We start from the raw sequence: 24,000 nt of genomic DNA on the forward strand, positions 1-24,000 counted from the left end.
TCAGCCGAGGGTGCCGAGCACGTTGACCGCGACGCGCTCGGGAATCTCGTTCTGCGACAGCACATGCAGGCCCGGACTGAACACCCGCGCGTAGCGGGCGAGCAGCGGGCGCAGTTGCGGCATCACGGTGAGGATCGGCGGATGGCCTTCCTTGCGCAGCTTCTCCTTCACCACTGGCATGGTGTTCTGCAACTGATTGAGCAGGTTCGGTTCCACCGGAATGTTGTCCAGGCTCACCGGGCCGGCCTGCTGGGCGATGGCCAGGGCGCTGAGCAGGGTGTTCTCCAGGCTGTTTTCCAGGATGAACACCGCCAGTTCGCCGCGATCTCCGGCAATTCCCGCGACGATGCTCCGGCGTAGCGCGTAGCGCACGTCGGAGGCCAGCAGCACCGGGTCCTTGGTGGTCTCGGCGGCTTCCACCAGGGTGGTGGCGATGCTGACGATGTCCTTCAGCGGCACCTGTTCCTGAAGCAGTTGACGGTAGACGCGGTGCTGCTGGCTGAAGCTCAGTTGCCCGCGCAGGGTCTCGGCCAGCTTGGGCGCCTGGGCGGCCAGGCGCTGCATGAGGTTGTCGACGTCGTCGTGCTTGAAGATTTCCGGCAGGTGTTCGCGGATCACCTTGTTCAGGTGCGTGGCGATGACGCTGGCGCAGTCGATCACCTGGTAGCCGAGGTTGAGCGCGCGCGCCTTGTCGGTCGGTTGAATCCAGACCACCGGCATGTGGTAGGCCGGGTCGTTGCCGAGAATGCCGTCGATCTCGCCGTAGAGTTCCGCCGAGGGAATCGCCATCAGGCGGTCGGCGTGCAGCTCGGCGCCATCGATGCGTTCGCCGCTGATATGGATGCTGTACTGCGAGGCCTTCAGCCGCAGGCTGTCGCGGATATGGATTTCCGGGAGCAGGAAGCCGAGGCTTTCCGAGAGCGTCTGGCGCACCCCGCGCACGCGCTGCACCAGCGGCGCGCCGCCAGCCTCGTTGACCAGCCCGACCAGCTTGTAGCCGAGCGAGATGGACAGCCGCTCGACCAGCGGAATGTCTTCCCAGCCCAGTTGCTGGGCGCGCTCCTGGTCCATGGCCTTGCCGATGGCTTCCACCTGCTCCAGGGTCTGCGCCTCGCCCGCCGGCTCGGCCAGCGACACCCGCCAGGCGACGAAGGCGATCAGCGCGGCGAAGCTGAAGAAGGCCAGGTGCGGCATGCCTGGCACCAGCGCCAGCACCGTGACGATGCCGGCCACGGTGTACAGCAGGGAAGGCGAGGCGAGCATCTGCCGGCGCACCAGTGCGGTGATTTCCGCCGACTCGTTGACCCGGGTGATGATGATCGCCGCCGCGGTGGACAGCAGCAGGGCCGGGATCTGCGCCGCCAGGCCGTCGCCGATGGTCAGCAGGGCGTACTGGCGGAAGGCCTCGGCGCCGGCCATGGCGTAGACGAAGACGCCGATGGCGACACCGCCGAAGAGGTTGATCAGGAGGATCAGGATGCCGGCGATGGCGTCGCCGCGGACGAACTTCGAGGCACCGTCCATGGCCCCGTAGAAGTCGGCTTCCTTGGCCACTTCGGAGCGCCGCTTCTTCGCCTCGGCCTGATCGATCAGACCGGCGTTGAGGTCGGCGTCGATGGCCATCTGCTTGCCCGGCAGGGCGTCCAGGGTGAAGCGCGCGGTGACTTCGGAAATCCGCTCGCCGCCCTTGGTGATCACCATGAAGTTGATGATGGTGAGGATCACGAAGACGATCATGCCGACGATGAAGTTGCCGCCGATCACCACATGGCCGAAGGCCTCGATCACCTTGCCCGCCGCCGAGGAGCCGGTGTGGCCTTCGAGCAGCACCACGCGCGAGGAGGCGACGTTCAGCGACAGCCGCAGCAGGGTGGTGACCAGCACCACCGTGGGCAGCAGGGAGAAGTCCAGCGGGCTGCGCGAGGACACGCTGACCATCAGCACCAGCAGGGCGATGCCGATGTTGAAGGTGAAGAGCACGTCGAGCAGCAGCGGTGGCAACGGCAGGATGATCATCGCCAGGATGGACAGGATCACCAGCGGGATGCCGATACGCCCGCTGCGCAGGGTCGGCAGGAGTCGCTCGAGGAAGTTCATGGTTGGCCTCTGCTTGCCAGGCTGTCGGGAATGGGAAGGTGTTTCGCCAGTTCGGGTTTGCGTTGCCGGCGCCCCTGGCGGAAGGCGCGCAGTTGCAGGATGTAGGTCAGCACGTGGGCGACGGCGGTGTAGAGGCCGGCGGGAATCTGCTGGTTGACCTTGGTGCTGAAGTAGATGGCGCGCGCCAGCGGCGGCAGCTCCAGCACTTCCAGTTGATGTTTCAGCGCGGTCTGGCGGATATACAGGGCCATCTCATCGACGCCCTTGGCCAGCACGAAGGGCGCCTGGGCCTTCTTCGGGTCGTACTTGAGCGCCACGGCGAAGTGCTGCGGGTTGGTCACTATCACGTCGGCCTTGGGCAGCACGCGGTTGATCTGCCGCTGCAACATCTGCCGCTGAACCTGGCGAATGCGCGCCTTCACTTCCGGGCGGCCTTCCTGGTTCTTGTGCTCCTCGCGGCGCTCCTGCTTGGACATGCGCATCTTCTTGCGGAACAGGAAGCGTTGCAGGGGGATGTCCAGCAGGGCGAAGAGGACGAACACCGAGAGCAGGCCGATCAGGGTGTCGAAGAGCAGCGCCAGCGAGCCGCCGATGGCGCTGCGAATGTCGCTGCGCTGCAGGGTGATCAGGCGCGGCAGGGCGTCTTCCAGGAGGTACCAGGCGACGCCCAGCAGCACCGCCATCTTCAGCAGCGACTTGAGCAGGTCGGTGAGGTTCTGCGCCGAGAACATCCGCGCCAGGCCGCTGATCGGGTTGAGCTTGCCTGCCTTGAACGCCAGGTTGGCCGAGGCGAACACCCAGCCGCCGGGAATCATGCCGAAGGCCACCACCAGCAGCGGGGTGAGCAACAGCGGCAGGAGCAACTGGATGAACAGCCAGAGGTTGTGGCCGAGGATCAGCGCCAGGTCGTCGAGGCCGATCTCGCCGTGCTTCAGGTCCAGGTAGGCGAGGCGGAAACTCTCCGCCAGGCCGTCGTAGAAGCGCCCGGCGCAGGACTTCAGCAGCAGCAGGGTGACCAGCAGCGCGACCGTCCCGGCGAGGTCCTTGGAGCGCGCCACCTGGCCCTGTTCGCGGCTCTTGCGCAGCTTGTGTTCGGAGGCCTCTTCGGTCTTTTCCTGGGCGCCGCCCTGTTCAGCCATGGCCGGCGCTCCGCAGCAGGTGACCGAGGTTGTCGAGCAGCGTGCGGCTCAGGTGCAGATAGTTTTCCGGCAGGTCCGGCAGGGTCAGGCGGATGCCGGCGAGGCCGGTGAGGATGGCCATGGGGAAGCCCAGGGAAAACAGGTTCATCGCCGGCGAAATGCGGTTGAGCAGGCCGAAGCAGAACTGCACCAGGGTCATGCAGAACACCAGCGGCAGGCTGATCAGCGTGGCCGCGGCGAGCACCCAGGCCATGGCGTAGGCGAGGCTGCCCAGGGCGGCGTCCTGCAGGCCGTCGCCCACCGGCCAGTAGACGAAGCTCTGGTAGAGCACGCTGACCACCAGCAAGTGGCCGTCGCTGGCGAGGAACAGCAGGGCCAGCAGGAGGAAGTACAGCTGGCCGACCACCGAGGACGAGGACACCCCGTTCACCGGGTCGTTGTAGCGCGCCATGCTCATGCCCATCTGCGTCGAGACGATCTCGCCGACCAGGCTGAACACGGTGAACACCAGTTGCAGGCTGAGGCCCAGGACCATGCCCACGGCGATCTGTTCCAGGCTGGCGAGCAGGCCCGCCGGCGACAGCGCCTCGATGGCCGGCGGCTTCGGCAGGGCGGCGGACAGCGCGAGGGTCAGCGCCAGGGCGAGGAGGATGCGCACGCGCATCGGCAGCGACTTGTGGTTGAGCACCGGCGCCAGCGCCAGCAGCGCCATGATCCGGCAGAACGGCCACCAGTAGCGCTGCATCTCTTGCAGGTACTGGCTGGCCTGCAGCAGCGACTCGTTGCTGTGCATCGCTACTCCCTGCCCCTATCAGCCGACCAGGTGCCCGGCCTGCTTGAAGGTCTCGATGAACAGATCGCTGAGCGTGCGCAGAATCCAGTGGCCGGCGAAGACCAGCATGCCGAGGGTGATCAGCAGGCGCGGCAGGAAGCTGAGCATCTGCTCGTTGATCTGCGTGGCGGCCTGGAAAATGCTCACCAGCAGGCCGCCGAGCAGGCTCGGCACGACCAGCACGCAGACCACCATGATGGTGATGTGCACGGCATTGGCGATGAACTCTACGGCGCTGTCCGGGGTGAGCATGGCGACCTCAGAACGGCTGGATGCTGGAGGTGAGGGTGCCCATCATCAGCGCCCAGCCGTCGACCAGGACGAAGATCATGAGCTTGAAGGGCAGGGAGATCATCATCGGCGAGAGCATCATCATGCCCATGGCCATGAGCACGCTGGCCACCACCAGGTCGATCACCAGGAAGGGCACGAAGATCATGAAGCCGAGCTGGAAGGCGGTCTTCAGCTCGCTGAGCACGTAGGCCGGCAGCAGCAGCGAGAAGTCCAGGTCGGCGGCCTTCTCCGGCATCTTCTCGCCGGCCAGGGCGAGCAGGGTGTCCAGCGAGGTCTTGCCGGTCTGCGCGAGCATGAAGCGGCTGAGGGTGGCCTTGGCCCGGCCCAGGCCTTCCTCCAGGCTGATGGCGTCGGCCTGGAAGGGTTGGTAGGCCTCGTTGTAGACCTCCTTCCACACCGGCCGCATGACCAGCAGGGTCATGCACAGGGCGATGCCGACCAGGATGTTGTTCGGCGGACTCTGCTGCAGCCCCATGGCCTGGCGGAGAATGGCCAGGACGATGATGAAGCGGGTGAAGCAGGTCATCATCAGCAGCATCGCCGGGAGGAAGCCGAGCAGCGTCATCACCACCAGGATCTGTAGCTTCACGCTCAGTTCCTGGCCATGCCCGGTGTCGTTCAGGCTGAGCAGGGAAATGTCGCCGCCGGCGGCCAGCGCCGCGCCGGGAATCAGCGCGGCCAGCCCCAGGGCCGTCGTCAGCCAGTGGCGCGTGCGCATCATCGGGCCAGGTCGTCGAGGCCGGCGCCGCACAGTTCCAGCACGCGCAGGCCGTAGTTGCCGTTCATCACCACCACTTCGGCCTTGGCGAACAGTGCGCCGTTGACCTTGAGGTCGAGCGGCTCGCCGGCCAGCTTGTCGAGGACGATGACGCTGGAGGCGTCGACCTCCATCAGTTCCTTCAGGGAAATCTCGGTGGAGGCCACTTCCAGGGTCAGGTGCACCGGGATCTTGCCGAAGAAGCTCAGGTCCTGGCGCGGCGCCGGGCTGGCGTCGCTGGTCAGGGCCGGAACCTCGTCGAGGGCGAGGCCGCCGTCGTTGAGGAGATTGTCCAGTTCGCTGTCGGTCACTTGGCTGGTCATGGGCTTTTCACACTTTCCAGGGAGGTCAGGAAAAGGCCGCCGTCTTCTTCGAAGAGGGTGCCGCGGAAGAGTTTCTGCTGGTTGACCTGCACCTCGCAGCGGTCCAGCAGGCGCACCGGCAGGATGTCGCCGGGGCGCAGGTCGAGGACTTGGCTCAGGGGCATCTGCAGGGCGGCGATGATGCAGTCCAGGCGCACCGGCAAGTGCTTCAGGTGCTGCATCGGGTTGCCGCTCAGGCGTGACGGTGGCGGCCCGGCCAGGTGCGCGGTGAGTTCGTCGGCCAGTTGCGCGTCCAGGTAGATGAACAGCGAGACCTGGTTGCCGGTGATGTGGCTGAGAAAACGGAACTCGGCGACGTGCTCCCACTGCACCAGCTCATAGTCGTTGTCGTGCGCGGTCAGCTCGCCGAAGGTGTGTCCCAGCAGCAGCGAGCGGGCGAAGATCTGCGCCACGTCCACCCCCAGGCGCTTGCGCATGCGCTGCTCCGAGGTGCTGATCGGCGGGGTGTCGTGGCTGGGCAGCGAGGTGCCGCCGTAGTAGCACTCCAGGGCTTCGGTGAGCAGGGCGCGGTCGATGGCGAAACCGACCTTGCCGAAGGCGCAGTTGAAGATGCATTCGGCAGGGCGCTTGAACTTGTCGTGAACCTCGACTTTCTGCAGTTCGATATTGATGCGGTAACCGCGCAGGAAATAGTCGCTGATATTGCGCGGATGCTTGTTGGCGATCTCGCGGATGTATTGCGGAACCTTGTGGTAATGCCGGCCCAACTTGTGCGGCTGCAAGCGAATGAGCTTTTCCGAGGGCACGCCGTGGTGGACTTTGGATTGGCCAGTCATGGGGAGGTCGTATTCCGGAAGTTGGGCCGCGGAGGGTGTCGTTCTGCCGCTCCAGGTGGCTGCCGGGCGGCTTGCGCGGTGGCAGGTGCGATTGCCCGGCGATTCGGTCGCGGGAAGCGTGCAGATTGGGCGGGAGTCTAGGGCGGCGGGGTCTTGCGGTTAAATCAATAAAAATCAAATGACGTCTTTGAGGGTCATTGCGGGGTGTCTGAGCGGATTTAACGAGAACTGACTCAAGGTTTTCGAGGTGACGCAGTTAACGTTGCGGCTGTGATCGGGTTCCGCTGAAAAAGTTCCCGCTCAAATGCTCAAGGCGACATGAAAGTGAAACTTTTTAAGCGCCCGATGAAAAAAAGAAGAGCGACGACGAAGTCTCCTTATATAGAGACGGAAAGTTGTCTGATCAACTCCACTATGAATGGCCTGTGGGTGAGCGAGAGTTCATGGCGAACTTCGCGCGCGTGGCACAAGAACAGGTTGTCTGACGGCGGCCGAGCAGCAGGAAAGTTGCGTTGAAACAGTTCAATCAATTAGCCAGTTATCCTTGCGAAACGCGATTGGCGGGTGCGCAGCCGGTGGTCATCGTCGGCGGCTCCGGCGAGATCGGCCTGGACCTGCTCAACGATGGCCTGGCGCGTCTGGGCTGCCGGGTGTTGCGCGTGGCCCGCGTGGCCGAGCTGGATGCGCGCCAGTTGGAGGATTGCGGCGCGCTGTTCGTGTTCGCCGAGCGTCAGCCGACGCGCAGCTTCCCGCAGATCAGTGAGCTGCTGCAGCGCGCGCCCCAGCTCAGCGTGGTGCCCATCGTCGAATACGCCGACCAGGAAATGGCCGCCGCGCTGCTCGAACTGGGCTGCGTCGATTACCTGCTGTCGCCGTTCAGCGAAACGCAACTGGCGGCGCTGCTGCGCCGCCTGGAACAGGCTGCCAGCGCTGGCGAGGGCTTCGTCTCGCAGTCGCGCGCCGGGCGCCGCCTGCTGGCCCTGGCGCAGCGCGTGGCGCAGACCCGCGCACCGATCCTGATCAGTGGCGAAACCGGCACCGGCAAGGAACTGATGGCGCGTTATATCCATCGGTTCTCCGCCGAGGCCGACGCGCCTTTCATCGCGGTGAACTGCGCGGCGATCCCCGAGCAGATGCTCGAATCCATCCTGTTCGGCCACGAGCGCGGCGCCTTCACCGGCGCGGTCAGCGCCCAGCCGGGCAAGTTCGAACTGGCCAATGGCGGCACCTTGCTGCTCGACGAGATCGGCGAGCTGCCCCTGGGACTGCAGGCCAAACTCCTGCGCGTGCTCCAGGAGCAGCGCGTCGAGCGCCTCGGCGGGCAGCGGGAAATCCGCCTCAACGTGCGCATCATCGCCGCCACCAACCGCGATCTGCAGGCCGAAGTGGCCGCCGGACGCTTCCGCGCCGACCTGATGTTCCGCCTCGACGTGCTGCCGCTGCACATCAGCCCGCTGCGCGAGCGCAAGGACGACATCCTGCCTCTGGCGCAGCGCTTCATCCGCCAGTACGCGCCGCAGGAGCGCCATGCCGACCTGCTCACCGCCCAGGCCTGCCAGGCGCTGCTGGCCCACGACTGGCCGGGCAACGTGCGCGAACTGGAAAACGTCATCCAGCGCGCCCTGGTGCTGCGCGCCGGCCTGTTCATCCAGCCGGTGGACCTCGGCCTGGCGTCGCCGGAGCCGCAGGTCGCCGCCGTCCAGGTACTCGCGCCGGCCCTCGCCGAGGGCGGCAAGGCGGCCCTGCGCGCCAGCGGCAAGTGGGCCGAGTACCAGCATGTGATCGATACCATCCGCCGTTTCGGCGGGCACAAGACCAAGGCCGCGGAGAGTCTCGGCATGACCCCGCGCGCCTTGCGCTACCGCCTCAACGCCATGCGCGAGCAGGGCGTCAACCTGTCCTTCTGATGCGAGAGTCGTGAATGAACCCAATCATGCTGGCCCGGCAGGACATGCTCGGGCAGATGGAGCAGCTGCGCGCGCTGTCGGCGGCGCCGATCCAGCCGGCCACCCAGATCGACGCTGGCGCCGCCGAGGCGAGCCCGGCCACGGCTTTCGAGGACGCCCTGCGCGCGGTGGATGCCCAGCAGCATCGCGCCAACGAGCTGGCGGCGGCGGTGGACAGCGGGCAGAGCGATGACCTGGCCGGCGCCATGATCGAAAGCCAGAAGGCCAGCGTGTCCTTCTCCGCGCTGATGCAGGTACGCAACAAAATGACCACTGCCTTCGACGAAATCATGAGCATGCCGCTGTGACGGCGCACAAGGGCTGAACCGTGCTGCAGAAGATCAAGAACCGCCTGCCCCTGGGCAAGCTGCAACTCGACCCGCGCCTGACCCTGCTCGGCCTGGCCGGCGCCGCCGCGCTGCTGGCCGTGGGCAGTACCTGGTATCTGTGGCGCGACCAGGGGGCGTTCCACGCCCTCTATGGCGCCGGTGAGGCATTCCCGGCCGCCGAGGTGATGCAGGTGCTCGATGGCGAGGGCATCGTCTATCGCCTGCACCCGCAGAGCGGCCAGGTGCTGGTGCGCGACGACCAGTTGGCGCGCGCGCGCATGCTGCTCGCGGCCAAGGGGGTGAAGGTCTCGGTGCCGCCGGGCTACGAGCTGTTCGACAAGGACGAGCCGCTGGGCGCCAGCCAGTTCGTCCAGGACGTCCGCCTGAAGCGCAGCCTGGAAGGCGAGCTGGCGCGCACCGTGATGACCATGGAAGGCGTGCAGCAGGCCCGCGTGCATCTGGCGCTGGACCAGGCCAGCTCCTTCGTGGTCAGCCAGCGCGAGCCGGCCAAGGCCTCGGTGATGCTGCAACTGGCGCCGGGCTACCGGCTCAAGCCGGAGCAGGTGGCGGCCATCCTCAACCTGGTCGCCAACAGCGTGCCGCAATTGCAGGCGGACGCCGTCAGCGTGGTCGACCAGCACGGCGTGCTGCTGTCCCGCGGCCTCAGTGCCTGGGGCGGCTCGCAGCAGAACTGGCAACTGGTGGACGAGGTCCAGCAGAAGGCGGTGGCCAATATCGAACAGGTCCTGGCGCCCATCGTCGGTCCGGGCAACTACCGGGTCAGCGTCGCCAGCGACATCGATTTCAGCCAGACCGAAGAGACCCGGCAGTCCTACGGCGACACACCGCGCCTGCGCCGCGAGACCTTGCGCGACGACAGCACCCTCGACGAATTGGCCCTCGGCGTGCCCGGCTCGCTGAGCAACCGCCCGCCGGTCAAGCCGCAGGACAGCCAGACCCCGCCGGCGCCCGGTGCCCCTGGCGCCAACCCCGGCAACCAGGCCAACGCCACTGGCGCCGCGCAGGATCAGAAGAACAAGGCGGCGACCTCGCTGCGCAAGGAATCCAACCGGCAACTCGACTACGACCAGAACATCACCCACGTCAAGCACGCGCCCTTCAACCTGCGCCAGCAGAGCGTGGCGGTGATGATCAACGCCGCCGCCGCGCCCCAGGGTGGCTGGAGCGAGGACGCGCGCAAACAGATGGAAGCCGCGGTGAAGAATGCGGTGGGCTTCAACGCCGAGCGCGGCGACAGCCTGGCGCTCAGCGTGCTGCCCTTCGTCGTCGGCGCGCCGCTCGACGAGCGCGCACCCTGGTGGGACGACGCGCGCCTGCAGGACCTGGCCAAGCTCGGCGTGTTCGGCCTGATCAGCGTGCTGCTGCTGCTGATCGTGGTGCGTCCGGCCGTGCGCAGCCTGTCCAACCGCCCGGCGCCGCAAGCGCAGGGTGACGAGCAGAATCTGGCGCTGCTGGCCGGCGAGCAAGGCGAGCGCCTGCTCGCGCGGATCGGCGGCGAGTCGCGCGCGCTGGGCGTGTTCAGTGAACTCAACCCGCTCTCGGAAATCCGCCTGCCGGCGCCGGGCTCGGGCCTGGAGCACCAGATCGAGCACCTGCAGATGCTGGCCAAGAACGATCCCGAGCGGGTCTCCGAAGTGATCAAGCAATGGATAGGGCGCAATGAGCGAGACCTCAACCCAGCCGGCTGACGAGCCGCGCACGCCGGCGCGCAAGCGCGCGATGAGTTCCATGGAGCAGGCCGCGATCCTCATGCTGAGCATGGGCGACGACACCTCGGCCGGCGTGCTCCGGCACTTCTCCCGCGAAGAGATCATCAGCATCAGCCAAGCCATGGCGCGCTTGAACAACGTCAAGCTGCCAATGGTGTCGGATGTCATCAGCCGCTTCTTCGACGACTACAAGGAGCAGAGCAGCATCAAGGGCGCCTCGCGCGGCTACCTGGCCGGGATGCTCGGCAAGGCGCTGGGCAGCGACATCACCCGCAGCCTGCTGGACAGCATCTACGGCGAGGAAATCCGCGCCAAGATGGCGCGCCTGGAGTGGCTCGATCCCAAGCAGTTCGCCGCGCTCATCGCCAACGAGCACGCGCAGATGCAGGCGGTGTTCCTCGCCTTCCTGCCGCCGGCCATGGCCAGCGAGGTGCTCGAATGCCTGCCTGCCGAGCGCCAGGACGAACTGCTGTACCGCATCGCCAACCTCAGCGAGGTCAGCAGCGAGGTCATCGCCGAGCTGGAGCAACTGATCGACCGCAGCCTGGCGGTGCTCTCCACCCAGGGCTCGCAGGTGCGCGGCATCAAGCAGGCGGCGGACATCATGAACCGCTACAAGGGCGACCGGAACCAGATGTTCGAGCTGCTGCGCGGGCACAGCGAGGACCTGGTGGGGCGCATCGAGGAGGAGATGTACGACTTCTTCATCCTCTCGCGGCAAAGCCAGGACGTGCTCCAGGTACTGCTGGAGACCATTCCGCTGGAAGAGTGGGTGGTCGCCCTCAAGGGCGCCGAGCCGGCGCTGGTCAAGGCCATCCAGACGGCCATGCCGAAGCGCCAGGCGCAGCAGATGGAATCCATCAAGCGCCGCCAGGGGCCGGTGCCGCTGAGCCGCGTCGAGCAGGTGCGCCGCGACATCATGGGCATGGTCCGCGAGCTGGCCGCCGAGGGCGAGATCCAATTGCAGTTGTTCCGTGAACAGACAGTGGAATGAGGGCGCGCCGATGACGGTCAAGGTGATCCGCGGCGGCGCGCGCGACTGGCGGCCGTACCGTTTCCCGCCGCGCTTCAGCGGCGCGGCGTCGGGTGCCTGGCAGAGCGGCGATCCGGCCGAGTTGCAGAAGGCCATCGCCGACGGCTTCCAGCAGGGCATCGACAAGGGCTACCGCGAGGGCCTCGAAGAAGGCCGCGCGGCCGGCCGCGAGGAGGGCTTCCAGCTCGGCCGCCAGGACGGCCAGCGCCAGGGCCGCGAGGAGGGCAAGGCCGAGGGCCGGCGCGCCTTCGACGCCGCCGCGCAGCCGCTGGAGCGCCTCTGCGAGGAGTTCCGGCGCTTCGCCGAGGGCTTCGAGGCGACCCGCCGCGAGCAACTGCTGGAGTTGGTGCAGAAGGTCGCCCGCCAGGTGATCCGCTGCGAACTGACCCTGCACCCGACGCAACTGCTGAGTCTGGCCGACGAGGCCCTGGCGGCCATGCCGGAGCAGCCGGAGTCGCTGCAATTGCTGCTCAACCCCGAGGAATGCACGCGGATCAAGGAGCTGGCGCCGGAACGCGCCGCCGCCTGGCGCCTGGTGCCCGACGAGCGCCTGGCCCTGGGCGAGTGCCGGGTGGTCACCGCCCACGAGGAAGCCGATATCGGCTGCCAGCAGCGCCTGGATAGCTGCATGGATGCCCTCGGCAGCCACCTGCTGGGCGACGCCTGACGATGGCCCTGGGCGACGGCTTCCGCCTCGACGAGGCGCTGCGCTCGCTGGACTCGGTGCAACTGGCCAAGGTTAGCGGGCGCCTGGTGCGGGTGTCCGGGATGCTCCTGGAAAGCCTCGGCTGTCGCCGCAGCACCGGCCAGCGCTGCCTGGTCGAACAGGCCGACGGCAGCCTGCTGGACGCCCAGGTGGTCGGCTTCAACCGCGACACCACCTACCTCATGCCGTTCAAGAAGCCGGTCGGCCTGGCTGCCGGCTCGCGGGTCTTCCCGGCCGAGGAACAGGCCGCCCTGCGCATCGACGAATCCTGGCTGGGGCGGGTGGTCAACGGCCTTGGCGAGCCGCTCGACGAGCGCGGCCGTCTGGCGGGCAGCGAGCCCCTGGCCGAGCGCCTGCCGACGGTCAATCCACTGAAGCGGCGGCCGGTCACCGAGCCGCTGGACGTCGGCGTGCGCGCGATCAACGCGCTGCTGACCCTGGGCAAGGGCCAGCGTGTCGGTCTGTTCGCCGGCAGCGGGGTCGGCAAGAGCGTGCTGCTCGGCATGATCACCCGGCAGACCAAGGCCGATGTGGTGGTGGTCGGGCTGATCGGCGAGCGCGGCCGCGAAGTGCAGGAATTCATCCAGCACTCGCTGGGCGAGGAGGGCCTGCGCAAGGCCGTGGTGGTGGTGGCGCCGGCCAACGAATCGCCGCTGATGCGCCTCAAGGCCACCGAACTCTGCCACGCCATCGCCGCCTACTTCCGCGACGCCGGCCACGATGTCCTGCTGCTGGTCGATTCGCTGACCCGCTACGCCATGGCCCAGCGCGAGATCGCCCTGGCCCTGGGCGAGCCGCCGGCGACCAAGGGTTATCCGCCATCGGTGTTCGGCATGCTCCCGGAGCTGGTGGAAAGCGCCGGCAACGGCGTGGCCGGCAGCGGCAGCCTGAGCGCCCTGTACACGGTGCTGGCCGAGGGCGACGACCAGCAGGACCCGATCGCCGACAGCGCCCGCGCCATCCTCGACGGGCATATCGTGCTGTCGCGGCGCCTGGCCGATGTCGGCCATTACCCGGCGATCGACATCGGCGCCTCGGTCAGCCGCTGCATGGCGCAGGTCGGCGATCCGGCGCAGATCCGCGCGGCGCGGCAGTTCAAGGAACTGCATGGCAGCTACGAGAAAATCCGCGAACTGATCCCCCTCGGCGGCTACACCCCCGGCCTCGACCCGCGCACCGACCGCGCGGTCAGCCTGGCGCCGGCCCTGGAACGCTTCCTGCGCCAGGAGGTGGGCGAGGCCGCCGATCTGGCCGGCAGCCTGGAAGCCCTGCAAGGTGTGCTGCGCGGATGAAAGAACAACTGGATACCCTCCGGCGCCTGGCCGGCGTGCGGCAGAACCGCGTGCGCGAGATGCTCGGCCGGGTCAACTACCAGCGCGGCCTGTGCCAGCGCTACCGCAACAACATCACCGGCCTGACCCGCCTGTGCGGCTTCGTGGTGCCGGTCAGCACCTCACTGCAACGGGGCAACCAGCAACAGTACAAGGTCACCCTGTTCAAGATGCTGGCGCTGCAGAAGCGCGAGCTGGAAGTCGCCGAACAGACCCTGGCGCGCATCCAGGGCGAACTGTTGCAGGCGATGCGCGGCGAGAAGGTGCTGGAACAGGTGATCGAGACGCGCATGCAGCAATGGCAGGCGCAACTGGCCAGCCAGGAACAGAAACTCCAGGACGGTCTGGCGGCGCAGACCTGGTGGCGTGGACAGGGCATCTGAGGCAGGATTTAAGTTCTTTCGCGAAACGGTCGCCTGTCGATCGATAAGCCCCCCTTTTTCTGGATTCGACATGGAAATTACCCGGCAACTCAAGCCCGTCATCAGCGCCTCCGGCGACAGCGCCGCCACCGCGCGCGCCAGTCGCGCTGAACAGGCCCAGCCCGCCGCCGTGGCGCAGCAGCAGCCAGCGGCCGGCGCCGCCGCGCTGCCCGTCGAGCAGTTGCAGGACGCCCTCGGCGCGCTGCCGGACGTCGACCTGGACAAGGTCGAAGCGGTGCGCCAGGCGCTCGCCCGCGGCGAGATTTCCCTCGACGTCGAGGCGCTCTCGCGCAGCATGCTGGCCTTCCACGGCGGCGGCGCATGAGTGAACGCCGCGCGCGGCTGCTGCAACTGGTCGAGAGCGACATCCGCCTGGACCGGGTGGACTACGTCTATCTGCGCGGCAGCCTGCTCGATCTGCATGAGCAATTGATGGCGCGCGACAGCGACGCCATCGCGCGCAGCAACCAGCGCATCGTCGAGCTGGTCGATGGCCTGCGCCAGCGCGCCGAACGGCGCGGCAAGGTGCTCCAGGCCTTCGCCCTGGAGAATGATCGCGGTGGCATGCAGCGCCTGCTGCAAGGTTTCCCCGGCGCCAGCCGCGAGGCCTTGCAACGCGACTGGCAGGCGCTCGCCGGCCAGGTCGAGGAATGCCGCCAGCTCAACGAGCGCAACGGCCGCCTGCTGGCGATGCAGAGCGAGATTCTCGATCAGCTCCTCGCGGAACAGGCGGGGCACGGCGTGTACACGCCGGAGTATTGAGCAAGGCTTTTCCTCGGGGCGCCCGCTGCGCCGTGCTGTTCTGCCCGCCGATCGCCGGGCGGCCTTCGCCGCCGCTTGCGGCCTACGTCCTTTGTCTTGCCAGCGCGCCGCGCAGGCGTTCGCCGCCGTGGCGATTTTCGCCTTAAGTCATGCCGCCTCAAGGTCGCCTGTAAGGGGAACCACGTCCCGCTTCGCACAGGCGGAAACGGCGCTTCCCCCAGGGCTTCCGCTGCCCTCGGGCGGAAGTGGCTCTTCACCTTGCGGACGTCTGGAAGTCCCGTGAATCGCGGGTTCCAGGCGTTGGCACCGAACTTGCTGATAGGCTCGCAAAGGGGTATCGAACATGACCACCATTACTTCCGATTACGTCCAGCAGATGGCGACCCAACTGGCCAAGTACGACATCCAGTCGGCGCAGACGCGGGCCACGCGCAACCAGACCAGCTACAACACCCAGTTGTCGGCGGTCACCCAGCTGAAAACCGCGTTGACCACCTTCACCTCGGCGGTGGACGCGCTCAAGGGCAGCACCAGCAGCGCCAGCAATATGCTGGTCAACAGCGCCACCTTCAGCACCGATGGCTATGCCACCGCGAGCGTCGGCCCGACCGCGGTGAGCGGCAGCTATCAGTTCTTCGTCCAGCAACTGGCGGCCAAGGACCAGGTGGCGCTGCAAGGCCTGAGCGACAGCAACATGGGCAGCGGCAGCCTGACCATCGGCCAGGGCAGCAGCAGCTTCAGCATCGACATGAGCGGCATCAGCAGCCTCAGCGGCCTGGCTACGGCGATCAACGGCGCCAGCGACAACAGCGGCGTGACCGCCACCCTGGTGCGCAGCAATGGCGCGGTGAACCTGGTACTGACCAGCAACGACACCGGCGCCGCCAAGGCCATCAGCCTGTCCAGCAGCAATGCCGCGGTACAGACCGCCATCGACGGGCGCAAGCAGCTTTCCACCGCGCAGGACGCCATCGTCTACCTGGGCGGGCAGGGCGGCATGCAGCTGCGCAACGCCAGCAACACCTACGACGGCGTGATCGACGGTGTCAGCCTGACCTTCACCAAGGCCAACAGCGCCGGCGACGCGCCGCTGACCCTGGACATCGGCCAGGACAAGAGCGCCACCACCAAGAAACTGCAAAGCTTCCTCGACGCCTACAACACCCTGATGGGCACCATCGGCAGCCTCACTACCAGCGGCACCAGCGCCAGCACCCGCGGACCGCTGGCCGGCGATTCCAGCGTGCAGGCGATCAAGTCGGCGGTGAATGGCCTGATTCGCCAGAGCTTCGGTGGCGTCAACCTGATCGGCTACGGCGTCAGCGCCGACACCAGCGGCAAGCTGACCCTCGACAGCACCCAGTTCGACAATGCCCTGGCGAAGAACCCCGACGGCTTCGAGCAACTGTTCACCGGCAAGGGCAACCTGATCGACAGTCTGGACAGCACGCTCAAGGTCTACACCGCGTCAACCGGCCTGCTGACCTCGCGGGTGAACAGCCTGAACGACAAGCTGAGCAGCGTCAGCGATGAGCTGGACAACCTGCAGACCCGCTACGACAGCTCGTACAACCGCTACCTCAAGCAGTACACCAACCTCATGCAAGTCATGAATTCCATGGACCAGACCAGCAGCATGTTCGCATGAACCCCTACGCCATGAACGAAGGTTACGACAGCTACCGTTCGGTGGACCTCGAAGCACGCGCCGCCGCCGCATCGCCCTATGAGCTGGTGCTGGTGCTGTTCGACGGCCTGCTCGACGAACTGGCCCGCGCCCGTGGCCACATCGAGGCCAAGCGCTACCAGCAGAAAGGGCGTTCGCTGGAAAAGTGCATGAACATCCTCAATGGCCTCTCCAGCGCCCTCGATTACGAGGCCGGCGGGCAGGTGGTACAGGACCTGGCGCGGCTCTACGACTACTGCATCTATCGCCTTTCGGATGTCAGCGTGAGCCTGTCGCTGGAGACGCTGGACGAGGTGCAGCGGCTGCTCGGCGTGCTGCGTGAAGGCTGGGCCGGTGTGAATGCCGCCCGTGCCTGATAACGCCGCGAGCGCGCTGCGCGCCCTGGGCGCACGCCTGGCGGCGACGCTGGAGCGTGGCGAATGGGCGCAGCTCGGCGAAATCGACCAGGCCGTGCGGGCGCTGCTCGAACGCCTGGCCGCCGGCCCGGCGCTGGACGCCGAGGCCCAGGCGGCGCGGCAGCAGTTGCAGCAGTTGCATGAGCAGGCGCGGCAGGCCTGCGCGCGGGAGTGCGAGCGCCTGCGGCAGTTGCTGATGAGTCATCTGGAGTACGCCGAAGGGCGCTCCGCCTATATGCATATCGATCGGATTCTGGCCGGGAGGTAAGGGTGTTGCAGACAATCTCCCCGCTGGCGGCCGCTAAGGCGCCCGCCAGCGCAGCGCTCGCGCCGGCCCCAGCCCCGGCCGCTGCCGCCGATGCGCCTTCGACGGCCAGCGCCAAGCCGCTCGATCCGCGTCCGATGGGTGGGCGCGCGCCTGCCCGCGAGAGCGCTGGCGACAGTCAGGACACCCTGCCGGATGCCTTCGCTGCGCAGTTGGCGCAGCGCGCCGAGGCTGACCCGTCGGCACCGCTCGACGCCGCCGGCGCGGCGCCGCCGGATAAGCCGGCGGCTGGCCAGTCGGACAGTGCGACGGATAGCGCGACGAATGCCCCGACCGATCCCAGCCTGAGCGCCGCGCCCGCCGCCGAACAATGGCTGCTGAGCATGCTCGGCCAGCGCGAAGTGACCTTGCAGGCGCGTGACGGTAACGCCACGCCGAGCAGCGATAGCGGTGCCGCTGCCAGTGCCGGGGCCGCGTCGGCCGCCTTGCCGCTGCGCAACCTGCCTGCCGGCAGCGTCCTGCCGCCACTGGCCCAGGGCCTGGGGCAAGCCCAAGCGCAGCCGGCCCAGGGTCAGCCGCTGCTCGGCCTGCCGACCGCCAAGGCGCCGCGCGCGCTGCCTGAAACGCTGCCGGCCAAGGCGGTCGAGAGCAGCGACGATGCGCTGCGCAGCCATCTCGAACAGCTCGCCAGCCAGATCGGCGCGAGCACCCAGCCGGCGCCGCCGGCCGGCGCCAGCCAGACCACGCCGGTCGCCACCCATGGCGTCGAGCGTCAGTTGACGCTGCAGGCGCCGAGCGAGCGCTGGGGCGAGCAATTGCTCAACGCCCTGCGCGACAGCGTCGAACTGCAACTCAAGCACAGTCAGCAGAGCGCCAGTATCCGCCTCGACCCGCCGGAGCTGGGGCGCCTGGAGATTTACCTGAGCCAGGATTCGGCGCGCCTGACGGTGCAGATCCACGCGGCCCAGGGCGACGTCGCGCGGCTGTTGCAGCAGGGCGTCGAACGCCTGCGCCAGGATCTCAGCGGTCCGGCGCAGCAACAGGTCGACGTCCAGGTTTCGGACGGCCGCGGCGGGCAGCAACAGGCCCAGCAGCAGTCCCAGCAGGGGCGCCCGGCGCCCTGGTTCGAGGAGGCGCCGCTGGGCGCCGCCGCCGAGCCGAGTGAAGAGCCGGGCGCCGACGAGCGTCCGCGCGATGTACTGGTCACCGTCTAGGTCGGGTAATCAATGGAAATTGTGGATCGGGAATCCGTCATGACGATGCCGCGCATCATGTTGTTGTTCACTGTGCTGAATCTGCTCATCGCCGGCGGCGGTGTCGCCGGCACTTACTTCCTGGCGCGTCCGCTGCTGGCCGCGCAGGCCCAGGCCAAGGCCGCCGAGGGCGGCGATGCGGCGAACAAGGATAAGGACAAGGCCAAGGCGGAGGAAACGGAGCCGGCCGAGTTCGAGTTCTTCCCGGTGACCAAGGTCATCGTCAGCCTGGCCGGCGCGGATAACCGCGAGCATTACTTCGTCATCGACCTGGTGTTGCAGGCCAGCCTCGGCACCCAGCAGAAGAAGCTGCAGCAGATCGACCCCATGGTGCGCAACTCGGCGGTCGCGCACCTGTCGGCGCTGACCTACGAGCAGTTGCGCGGCAAGTCGATCCCGGCGCTGCAGGCCGAGCTGGAGCAAGTGTTGCTGGCCGACTTCGCCGCGCGCAAGGTGGTCGCCCCCTTCGAGCATGTGCTGGTCAGCAAGCTGATCGTGCAATAGAGCCCAGGCCATGAACGCCCATTGCGCCCTCGACTACGCCGCCGCCGCCCATCCCTCCGGGCAGGCCGAGCTGGCGCCGGCCACCGAGCAGAAATGGCTGCTGCGTTACCTGCCGCTGGTGCGCCGGGTGGTCAGCCAGCTGTCGCTGCAGGCCAACCAGGTGCTCGACCGCGAGGACATGGAGCAGATCGGCCTGATGGGTTTGCTGGAGAGCCTGCGCCGCTACGGCACCCCCGACGAACAGTTCGCCGGCTTCGCCGTGCTGCGTATCCGTGGCGCCATCCTCGACGAACTGCGCCGCCAGGACTGGCGGCCGCGCCAGGTGCGCCTGCAGGCACACAAGGTGCGCGACGGCATCCGTGACCTGGCCCGGCGCCTCGGCCGCGTGCCCAGCGACAAGGAAATCCTCACGCATACCGGCCTCGACGAGCGCGCCTATCAGGACTACCTGCAGGCCGAATCGTCCGAGGCCATCGAAAGCCTCGACGCACTGCTCGGCGAGGGCCTGGAGCACCTGGTCGATGGCGAGTCCGCGATCGAGGCGCGGGTGCTGCGCGAGCGCATGCTGGCCCAGGCCCTGGCACTGCTCAATGAACGCGAGCGGCTGGTGCTGACCCTGTACTACCAGCACGAACTGAGCCTGAAGGAAATCGCCCTGGTGCTCGACGTGAGCGATGCCCGGGTCTGTCAATTGAGCAAGCAGGCGCTGAACAAGGCCTGTCGTTACCTGACTGAGAGAAGCTGAACCATGCAGAAAGTGATAGGCGCGCTGATCATCGTGGCCTGCGTACTGGGCGGCTATGCCATGGCGCACGGCGACATGAGCGTGCTCTGGCAGCCGTCCGAGGTACTCATCATCCTCGGTGCCGCGCTGGGCAGCCTGGTCGTCGCCAACCCCAAGGAAGTGCTGCTGGAGATGCTCTCGCAGATCAAGGGTGTGTTCGTCTACAAGCGCCGTGGCGAGGAGTTCCAGCGGCAGTTGCTGATGCTCCTCTACCAACTGCTGGAGATGGTCGAGGTCGGCGGCCTCAAGGTGCTCGACGAGCACATCGAGGAGCCGGAGCAGAGCGAGCTGTTCGGCCGCTATCCGCTGATCCTCCAGGAAAAGAACCTGATGGCGTTCATCGCCGACAACTTCCGCCTGATGGCCATGGGCAAGATCAGCGCGCACGAGCTGGAAGGCTTCCTCGAACAGGAGCTGGACGCCATGGAGCACGCCCTGCTGCAGCCGTCGAAATCGCTGAACAAGGTCGGCGAGGCCATGCCCGGCTTCGGCATCCTCGCCGCGATCATGGGCATCATCATCACCATGGGCAGCATCGGCGGCACCATCGGTGAGGTCGGCTCGCACGTCGCCGCCGCGCTGGTCGGCACCTTCCTCGGCATCTTCTTCTGCTACTGCCTGATGGATCCGCTGTCCAACGCCATGGCGCAGCGCGTCAAGACCGAACTCTCGGCGCTGGAGTGCGTGCGCACCACCCTGGTCGCGCATGTCGCCGGCAAGCCCACGCTGCTGGCGGTGGACGCCGGGCGCAAGTTGATCGAACAGGACGTCAAGCCGGCCTTCCGCCAGCTCGAAAGCTGGGTCAACCAGTACGAGGATGAAAGGGAAGCGGCATGAGGAAGCGCGGCGAGCAGAACCACGAGATCATCGTCAAGCGGCGTGGCAAGAAGGGCCACGCCGAGGAGCACAGCTCCGCCTGGAAGGTGGCTTTCGCTGACTTCACCCTGGCGATGATGGCGTTGTTCATGGTGCTGTGGATCGTCCAGCCGCGCAGTTCGTTGCAGAACCCCTCGGCCGGCGAGTTGCAGAGCAACCCGCTGGTGGACGGCGGCGCCGGGGTGTTCGATGGCTCCAGCCGGACGCCGATCGAGTTGGACGGCCTGCCGATGCCGGTGCGTCCGCCGGAGGCGCCGCGGCATCCCGAATCGGCGACCGCCAGCGCCGACGGCAAGCAGCCGGGCGAGGCCAGCGAGCCGCGCCATTACAACTCGAATGTCGACCTGGAGGAGCTGGCGGCGCTGATCCGCGCGGTCTCCAGCAGCGTCGACGCGCTGGCCAACATCGAAGTCAAGGTGGTGCCCCAGGGCCTGCGCATCCTGATCAAGGACGACCAGAAACGCTTCATGTTCGAGCGCGGCAGCGCCAACCTCGACCCGCATTTCCGCAGTCTGTTGGTGGCCCTCGGCGGGGTCTTGGCCAAGGTCGACAACAAACTGATCCTCAGTGGCCACACCGATGCCGCGCCTTACCGCGGGGCCAACGGCTACGACAACTGGAACCTCTCCGGCGACCGCGCCCTGCGGGCGCGCAATGTGCTGGTGGAGGCCGGTCTGCCGGCGCGCAACGTGCTGCAGGTGACCGCTCAGGCCGACGTCATGCCCCTGCACCCGGACGACCCGCTGAACGGCGCCAATCGGCGCATCGAACTGCTGCTGCTGACCGATAGCGCCGAGCAGCTCTACCGCCAGCTGTTCAGCGACGGCCAGGCCCAGGCCCAGGTCGGCGCGCGTGGCGCGGCGTTCGTGCAAGGCAAGGCGGCGGACGCCAAGGCCGCCCCGGCGAATCCGCCGGCCAGCGTGCCGGCGGCGGACAAGAGTGGCGAGCGGAATTCGCACTGAGTTCGCCAGGATACCCTCAACCAGTTGATTCGCCTGGCTAGCTGTGGGGGATGGGCTCATAGCGCTGGCGAACCTTTGACTTACTGCTCGACAGCCGGTCCATGCGTGCGCAGGTCGGGCACCAGTGACCGGAGCGGATGTTGGTGAATGCGCTGTGCCAACAATGGCCGCGATGGCAAATCCAATGCAGCTTCTGCCAGCAAGTGGTGTACTCCGTGGAAACGGGGTAGCCCCCCCCAGCAGGATCGCTTTGCCCCGGTTCGAGAGTCTCGCGCACCATGATTAGTTTCTCTTCGACGCTCCAGGGCATCTCTAAAAGCCGGTGCCAGAGCTAAGTCGAGCGATGAAGACCCTCACGCCCGGATATGTTGCCAGTCAGATCTGTCGATCACGGGGTAAGGCGGGCCAAGGTACCCCGATCATCGACCCGGTTCCGGGCATTTCCAGCAGACTCGTCAGCCGTTTCAGGTTGTGCACGGTCGATCTGATCGTCAGGCCAAACTCGGCGTGGGTCCGGCCGATGCTCCTGACCATCTTGCCGCCCATCCGGGCCAAGCTGGCGAAGATATGCTCGACTCGCGCCCTGGGGCTGGCGATTCGCCGATTGCACGCTTCGGCGCGTGCTCCAATCGGCTTGCCAGCCTGGCCCTTGCGCTGGATAGGCGCCCGCCAGCCAATCTGCTTGAGCCAGTGCTCCCGAGACCGGTCGTGGTAACCCCGATCGGCCCAGAAGACACGGTTGCTGTTGTCCCGGTCCAGCACCTCTACCAGATGCAGGGTATCGGCCACGTTGGCATCGCTGACCTTTACCCGGCGAATCAGCTTGTGTCGCCGATCGACGCTGACTGAGAGCTTGTAGCCGAAGTAGAACGTCCATGGTTCTTCGTCCAGCGTGCCTGGACATCCTTTTGCCGCCACTTGGCCGGCGACCACTCGGCAGGTTCCGCCCCGGCTTTGACCAGTGCCTGCTCCTCGGAACTGCTGTGCTCAGTCGGTACCCGGACGATGCTGGCGTCGATGATTTGCCCCTCGCGTGCGCTGATACCGTGTAGCGGCAGCTGCCGTTGGACTTCGTCGAAGATCAGGTGCTCGACCTTGGCCTTGACCAGGCGCTCGTGGAAAGTCCAGATCGTGTTGCAATCCGGAACGCGCGCCGAATGCTTGAGTCCGAAACTCATGCGATCAAGCAGTTGGAACTCCATCAGCCCATCGGACAGGTTGAACAGGTGCTGGAGCACCAGCAGGCGCGTCATCAGCTCGGTGGGATAAGGCGGCCTCCGCCTTTGGCCCGGCTCGGCCGAGGTACCCAACGGTCGATTTCGGTAGCCATCGCCGCAAAGTCGGCATGCGTGCTCAGCAATGCCAGCGGATCGCCCAGGCTGTCGAGTGTCGCTTCACGTTCCTGGTCGGCAAACAGATGAGTATGCAGAGGCTTCCGGATGGTCAAGGAGACGCAGGTCTTACCCGAGCGCCTGGGTTTTTGGAGGATCAATATTCCAATTTCTCATATAAGAATAATTGTTATACCAATAAGGAATCTAATTTCCTCTTCAGAACGAGGCCGTCACTCAACTTCAGCGATCAAGATGTGCAAAAAAATAAACAGCCAGTGAGCGCCTCTCATGCTGGCATATTGCAACAAACCCACAAACGCAAGGAATGAGAGTACGCAGCAACGGTACGAGGGGAATACCTAGTTCGTGAAAGGCGGTAACACCAATAAGTGCTCAACGCATACGGCGATGAGTTTTTATCTTTCTGAATTTATTGAATTTTAGGAAGATCTTTTAAAATAACAAATATGTTATATAGCACAGAATGAGTGTTTAAGTCTGTCTTACCCCGCAAATTGACAGCATCCCCACCGCGCCGCAAAACGATCCCTGCACATGATAATTAATCGCGATTAAATAAAAAATAATCTTCACCTCTTAACTTTACAGCGAATCCATTGAAGCCACTTCTGCGTGGGAACATCGCCGTTTGGATCTATTGACTGAGGATCTGGCCTGGTGTTCTATAAATCAACCAAACATGGAAGTTAGCTAGTGGCTTGGCACCATTAGACAATAGGGAATAATTATGTGCACCTCGATATATACCCTTCATAAAAGAAATGAGTCACTAAGGCTTCTTTGGCCAACAACTTGCGGACTCTGCAGAAGACTCCGCATTTGACGGCATGCCCTTAACTCCGCTCGCCCTCGCCGAGCCACCGATGAAAAAATTTAGCTCCGCCGAATCAGAGTGTGCTCTAAGCGCAAACTTTTCGGCAGTTGCTGTTTATTGATATGTCCCAGCTTTACTGAGAATGGTGTTGCTGGAAGATGCTCAAAGGCAATGCGGTTTGAATATTTAGCAATAGAGGTGATCATTTATAGACTTTCGTAATTGAACTGAAGGTGACTCAATGATCGTGCGCGTTTGGAATGGAAAGGTTCTTAAAGACGACGCAGAGGCGTATCAAAAATATCTTATGAATACAGGGGTGGCAGACTGCAAGAATTTGGCTGGAAATAATGGCGTTCAGCTCCTTTGTCGGCGGGATGAACATTACGCCTTCTTCACTGTCATGACCTACTGGGAGTCTATCGACCACATAAAAAAGTATGCTGGTAATGATATCAGTCAAGCGAAATACTACGCGGATGACGAGAAGTACTTAGTTGATATTGATTGCACCGTCAACCACTACAGCGTGGTCTACTCAGATTTTAAAGATACTAAATCTGTGTAA

The 24,000-nt window shown here is 65.6% G+C and carries 25 protein-coding genes and 1 pseudogene; 18 read left to right on the forward strand and 8 right to left on the reverse strand.

Annotated elements, in window-relative coordinates; genetic code table 11:
• From BLQ74_RS09655 to BLQ74_RS09685, 7 genes are read right to left on the reverse strand one after another with little or no spacing between them, the layout of a single operon-like run.
• Nucleotides 1-2,097, reverse strand: coding sequence for a flagellar biosynthesis protein FlhA (locus tag BLQ74_RS09655; RefSeq protein WP_090262337.1), 2,097 nt, complete (start codon nt 2,095-2,097; stop codon nt 1-3).
• Complete coding sequence (gene flhB, locus BLQ74_RS09660) at nt 2,094-3,236, reverse strand: flagellar type III secretion system protein FlhB (protein WP_090262338.1); 1,143 nt, start codon at nt 3,234-3,236, stop codon at nt 2,094-2,096. Before flhB ends, BLQ74_RS09655 begins: the two co-directional genes overlap by 4 nt.
• Nucleotides 3,229-4,029 carry a flagellar biosynthetic protein FliR gene (fliR, locus tag BLQ74_RS09665; RefSeq protein WP_090262339.1) on the reverse strand — a complete coding sequence of 267 codons (801 nt, stop codon included), beginning with the start codon at nt 4,027-4,029 and terminating at the stop codon, nt 3,229-3,231. Before fliR ends, flhB begins: the two co-directional genes overlap by 8 nt.
• Before the next feature lie 18 nt (nt 4,030-4,047).
• The gene (locus BLQ74_RS09670) at nt 4,048-4,320 is read right to left on the reverse strand and encodes a flagellar biosynthetic protein FliQ (RefSeq protein WP_090262340.1); all 273 of its coding nucleotides are present in this window, start codon (nt 4,318-4,320) and stop codon (nt 4,048-4,050) included.
• A gap of 7 nt (nt 4,321-4,327) precedes the next feature.
• Nucleotides 4,328-5,083, reverse strand: coding sequence for a flagellar type III secretion system pore protein FliP (fliP, locus tag BLQ74_RS09675; RefSeq protein WP_090262341.1), 756 nt, complete (start codon nt 5,081-5,083; stop codon nt 4,328-4,330).
• The gene (locus tag BLQ74_RS09680) at nt 5,080-5,442 is read right to left on the reverse strand and encodes a flagellar motor switch protein FliN (RefSeq protein ID WP_090262342.1); all 363 of its coding nucleotides are present in this window, start codon (nt 5,440-5,442) and stop codon (nt 5,080-5,082) included. The genes fliP and BLQ74_RS09680 overlap by 4 nt, the downstream gene beginning before the upstream one ends.
• Nucleotides 5,439-6,278 (reverse strand): FliM/FliN family flagellar motor switch protein, encoded by an 840-nt coding sequence (locus BLQ74_RS09685; RefSeq protein ID WP_090262343.1) that lies wholly within the window; start codon nt 6,276-6,278, stop codon nt 5,439-5,441. The genes BLQ74_RS09680 and BLQ74_RS09685 overlap by 4 nt, the downstream gene beginning before the upstream one ends.
• Nucleotides 6,279-6,790: 512 nt before the next feature.
• Here BLQ74_RS09685 and BLQ74_RS09690 point away from each other — a divergent pair.
• The 17 genes from BLQ74_RS09690 to BLQ74_RS09770 all read left to right on the forward strand — a co-directional run bounded on the left by BLQ74_RS09690 (nt 6,791) and on the right by BLQ74_RS09770 (nt 21,263).
• Complete coding sequence (locus BLQ74_RS09690; RefSeq protein WP_090262344.1) at nt 6,791-8,185, forward strand: sigma-54 dependent transcriptional regulator; 1,395 nt, start codon at nt 6,791-6,793, stop codon at nt 8,183-8,185.
• Between the two features lie 14 nt (nt 8,186-8,199).
• Nucleotides 8,200-8,532, forward strand: a complete 333-nt coding sequence (gene fliE, locus BLQ74_RS09695) for a flagellar hook-basal body complex protein FliE (protein ID WP_090262345.1) — start codon at nt 8,200-8,202, stop codon at nt 8,530-8,532.
• 20 nt (nt 8,533-8,552) lie between these two features.
• Nucleotides 8,553-10,262: a flagellar basal-body MS-ring/collar protein FliF gene (fliF, locus tag BLQ74_RS09700; protein ID WP_090262346.1), complete on the forward strand. Its 1,710-nt coding sequence runs from the start codon at nt 8,553-8,555 to the stop codon at nt 10,260-10,262.
• A complete protein-coding gene (locus BLQ74_RS09705) occupies nt 10,234-11,277 on the forward strand; it encodes a FliG C-terminal domain-containing protein (RefSeq protein WP_090262347.1) in 1,044 nt (347 codons plus the stop codon). Before fliF ends, BLQ74_RS09705 begins: the two co-directional genes overlap by 29 nt.
• A 10-nt stretch (nt 11,278-11,287) precedes the next feature.
• The gene (gene fliH, locus BLQ74_RS09710) at nt 11,288-11,983 is read left to right on the forward strand and encodes a flagellar assembly protein FliH (RefSeq protein WP_090262348.1); all 696 of its coding nucleotides are present in this window, start codon (nt 11,288-11,290) and stop codon (nt 11,981-11,983) included.
• 2 nt (nt 11,984-11,985) lie between these two features.
• Nucleotides 11,986-13,314: a flagellar protein export ATPase FliI gene (gene fliI / locus BLQ74_RS09715; protein ID WP_090262349.1), complete on the forward strand. Its 1,329-nt coding sequence runs from the start codon at nt 11,986-11,988 to the stop codon at nt 13,312-13,314.
• The gene (locus BLQ74_RS09720; RefSeq protein WP_090262350.1) at nt 13,311-13,736 is read left to right on the forward strand and encodes a flagellar FliJ family protein; all 426 of its coding nucleotides are present in this window, start codon (nt 13,311-13,313) and stop codon (nt 13,734-13,736) included. Before fliI ends, BLQ74_RS09720 begins: the two co-directional genes overlap by 4 nt.
• Before the next feature lie 70 nt (nt 13,737-13,806).
• A complete protein-coding gene (gene flgM / locus BLQ74_RS09725) occupies nt 13,807-14,100 on the forward strand; it encodes a flagellar biosynthesis anti-sigma factor FlgM (RefSeq protein ID WP_090262351.1) in 294 nt (97 codons plus the stop codon).
• Nucleotides 14,097-14,537 (forward strand): flagellar protein FlgN, encoded by a 441-nt coding sequence (gene flgN / locus BLQ74_RS09730; RefSeq protein WP_090262352.1) that lies wholly within the window; start codon nt 14,097-14,099, stop codon nt 14,535-14,537. Before flgM ends, flgN begins: the two co-directional genes overlap by 4 nt.
• Nucleotides 14,538-14,880: 343 nt before the next feature.
• Nucleotides 14,881-16,185: a flagellar filament capping protein FliD gene (fliD, locus tag BLQ74_RS09735; RefSeq protein ID WP_090262353.1), complete on the forward strand. Its 1,305-nt coding sequence runs from the start codon at nt 14,881-14,883 to the stop codon at nt 16,183-16,185.
• Nucleotides 16,182-16,580: a flagellar export chaperone FliS gene (fliS, locus tag BLQ74_RS09740; RefSeq protein WP_090262354.1), complete on the forward strand. Its 399-nt coding sequence runs from the start codon at nt 16,182-16,184 to the stop codon at nt 16,578-16,580. Before fliD ends, fliS begins: the two co-directional genes overlap by 4 nt.
• Nucleotides 16,564-16,887 carry a hypothetical protein gene (locus BLQ74_RS09745; protein WP_090262355.1) on the forward strand — a complete coding sequence of 108 codons (324 nt, stop codon included), beginning with the start codon at nt 16,564-16,566 and terminating at the stop codon, nt 16,885-16,887. Before fliS ends, BLQ74_RS09745 begins: the two co-directional genes overlap by 17 nt.
• Nucleotides 16,888-16,892: 5 nt before the next feature.
• The gene (locus tag BLQ74_RS09750) at nt 16,893-18,098 is read left to right on the forward strand and encodes a flagellar hook-length control protein FliK (RefSeq protein WP_139199047.1); all 1,206 of its coding nucleotides are present in this window, start codon (nt 16,893-16,895) and stop codon (nt 18,096-18,098) included.
• 39 nt (nt 18,099-18,137) lie between these two features.
• Complete coding sequence (locus tag BLQ74_RS09755; RefSeq protein WP_090262357.1) at nt 18,138-18,641, forward strand: flagellar basal body-associated FliL family protein; 504 nt, start codon at nt 18,138-18,140, stop codon at nt 18,639-18,641.
• 10 nt (nt 18,642-18,651) lie between these two features.
• Complete coding sequence (locus BLQ74_RS09760) at nt 18,652-19,386, forward strand: FliA/WhiG family RNA polymerase sigma factor (RefSeq protein ID WP_090262358.1); 735 nt, start codon at nt 18,652-18,654, stop codon at nt 19,384-19,386.
• 3 nt (nt 19,387-19,389) lie between these two features.
• Nucleotides 19,390-20,262 (forward strand): flagellar motor stator protein MotA, encoded by an 873-nt coding sequence (gene motA, locus BLQ74_RS09765; protein ID WP_090262359.1) that lies wholly within the window; start codon nt 19,390-19,392, stop codon nt 20,260-20,262.
• Nucleotides 20,259-21,263, forward strand: coding sequence for an OmpA family protein (locus BLQ74_RS09770; RefSeq protein ID WP_090262360.1), 1,005 nt, complete (start codon nt 20,259-20,261; stop codon nt 21,261-21,263). Before motA ends, BLQ74_RS09770 begins: the two co-directional genes overlap by 4 nt.
• A gap of 375 nt (nt 21,264-21,638) precedes the next feature.
• On the opposite strand, the pseudogene BLQ74_RS09775 reads toward BLQ74_RS09770, so the two are convergent.
• Nucleotides 21,639-22,710: pseudogene (locus tag BLQ74_RS09775) on the reverse strand (IS5 family transposase).
• 963 nt (nt 22,711-23,673) lie between these two features.
• On the opposite strand from BLQ74_RS09775, the gene BLQ74_RS09780 reads away from it, so the two are divergent.
• Entirely contained in the window at nt 23,674-24,000 is a 327-nt protein-coding gene (locus tag BLQ74_RS09780) for a hypothetical protein (RefSeq protein WP_090262361.1), read from the forward strand.

The sequence above is a fragment of the Pseudomonas panipatensis genome, from assembly GCF_900099785.1.
GTDB lineage: Bacteria > Pseudomonadota > Gammaproteobacteria > Pseudomonadales > Pseudomonadaceae > Pseudomonas > Pseudomonas panipatensis.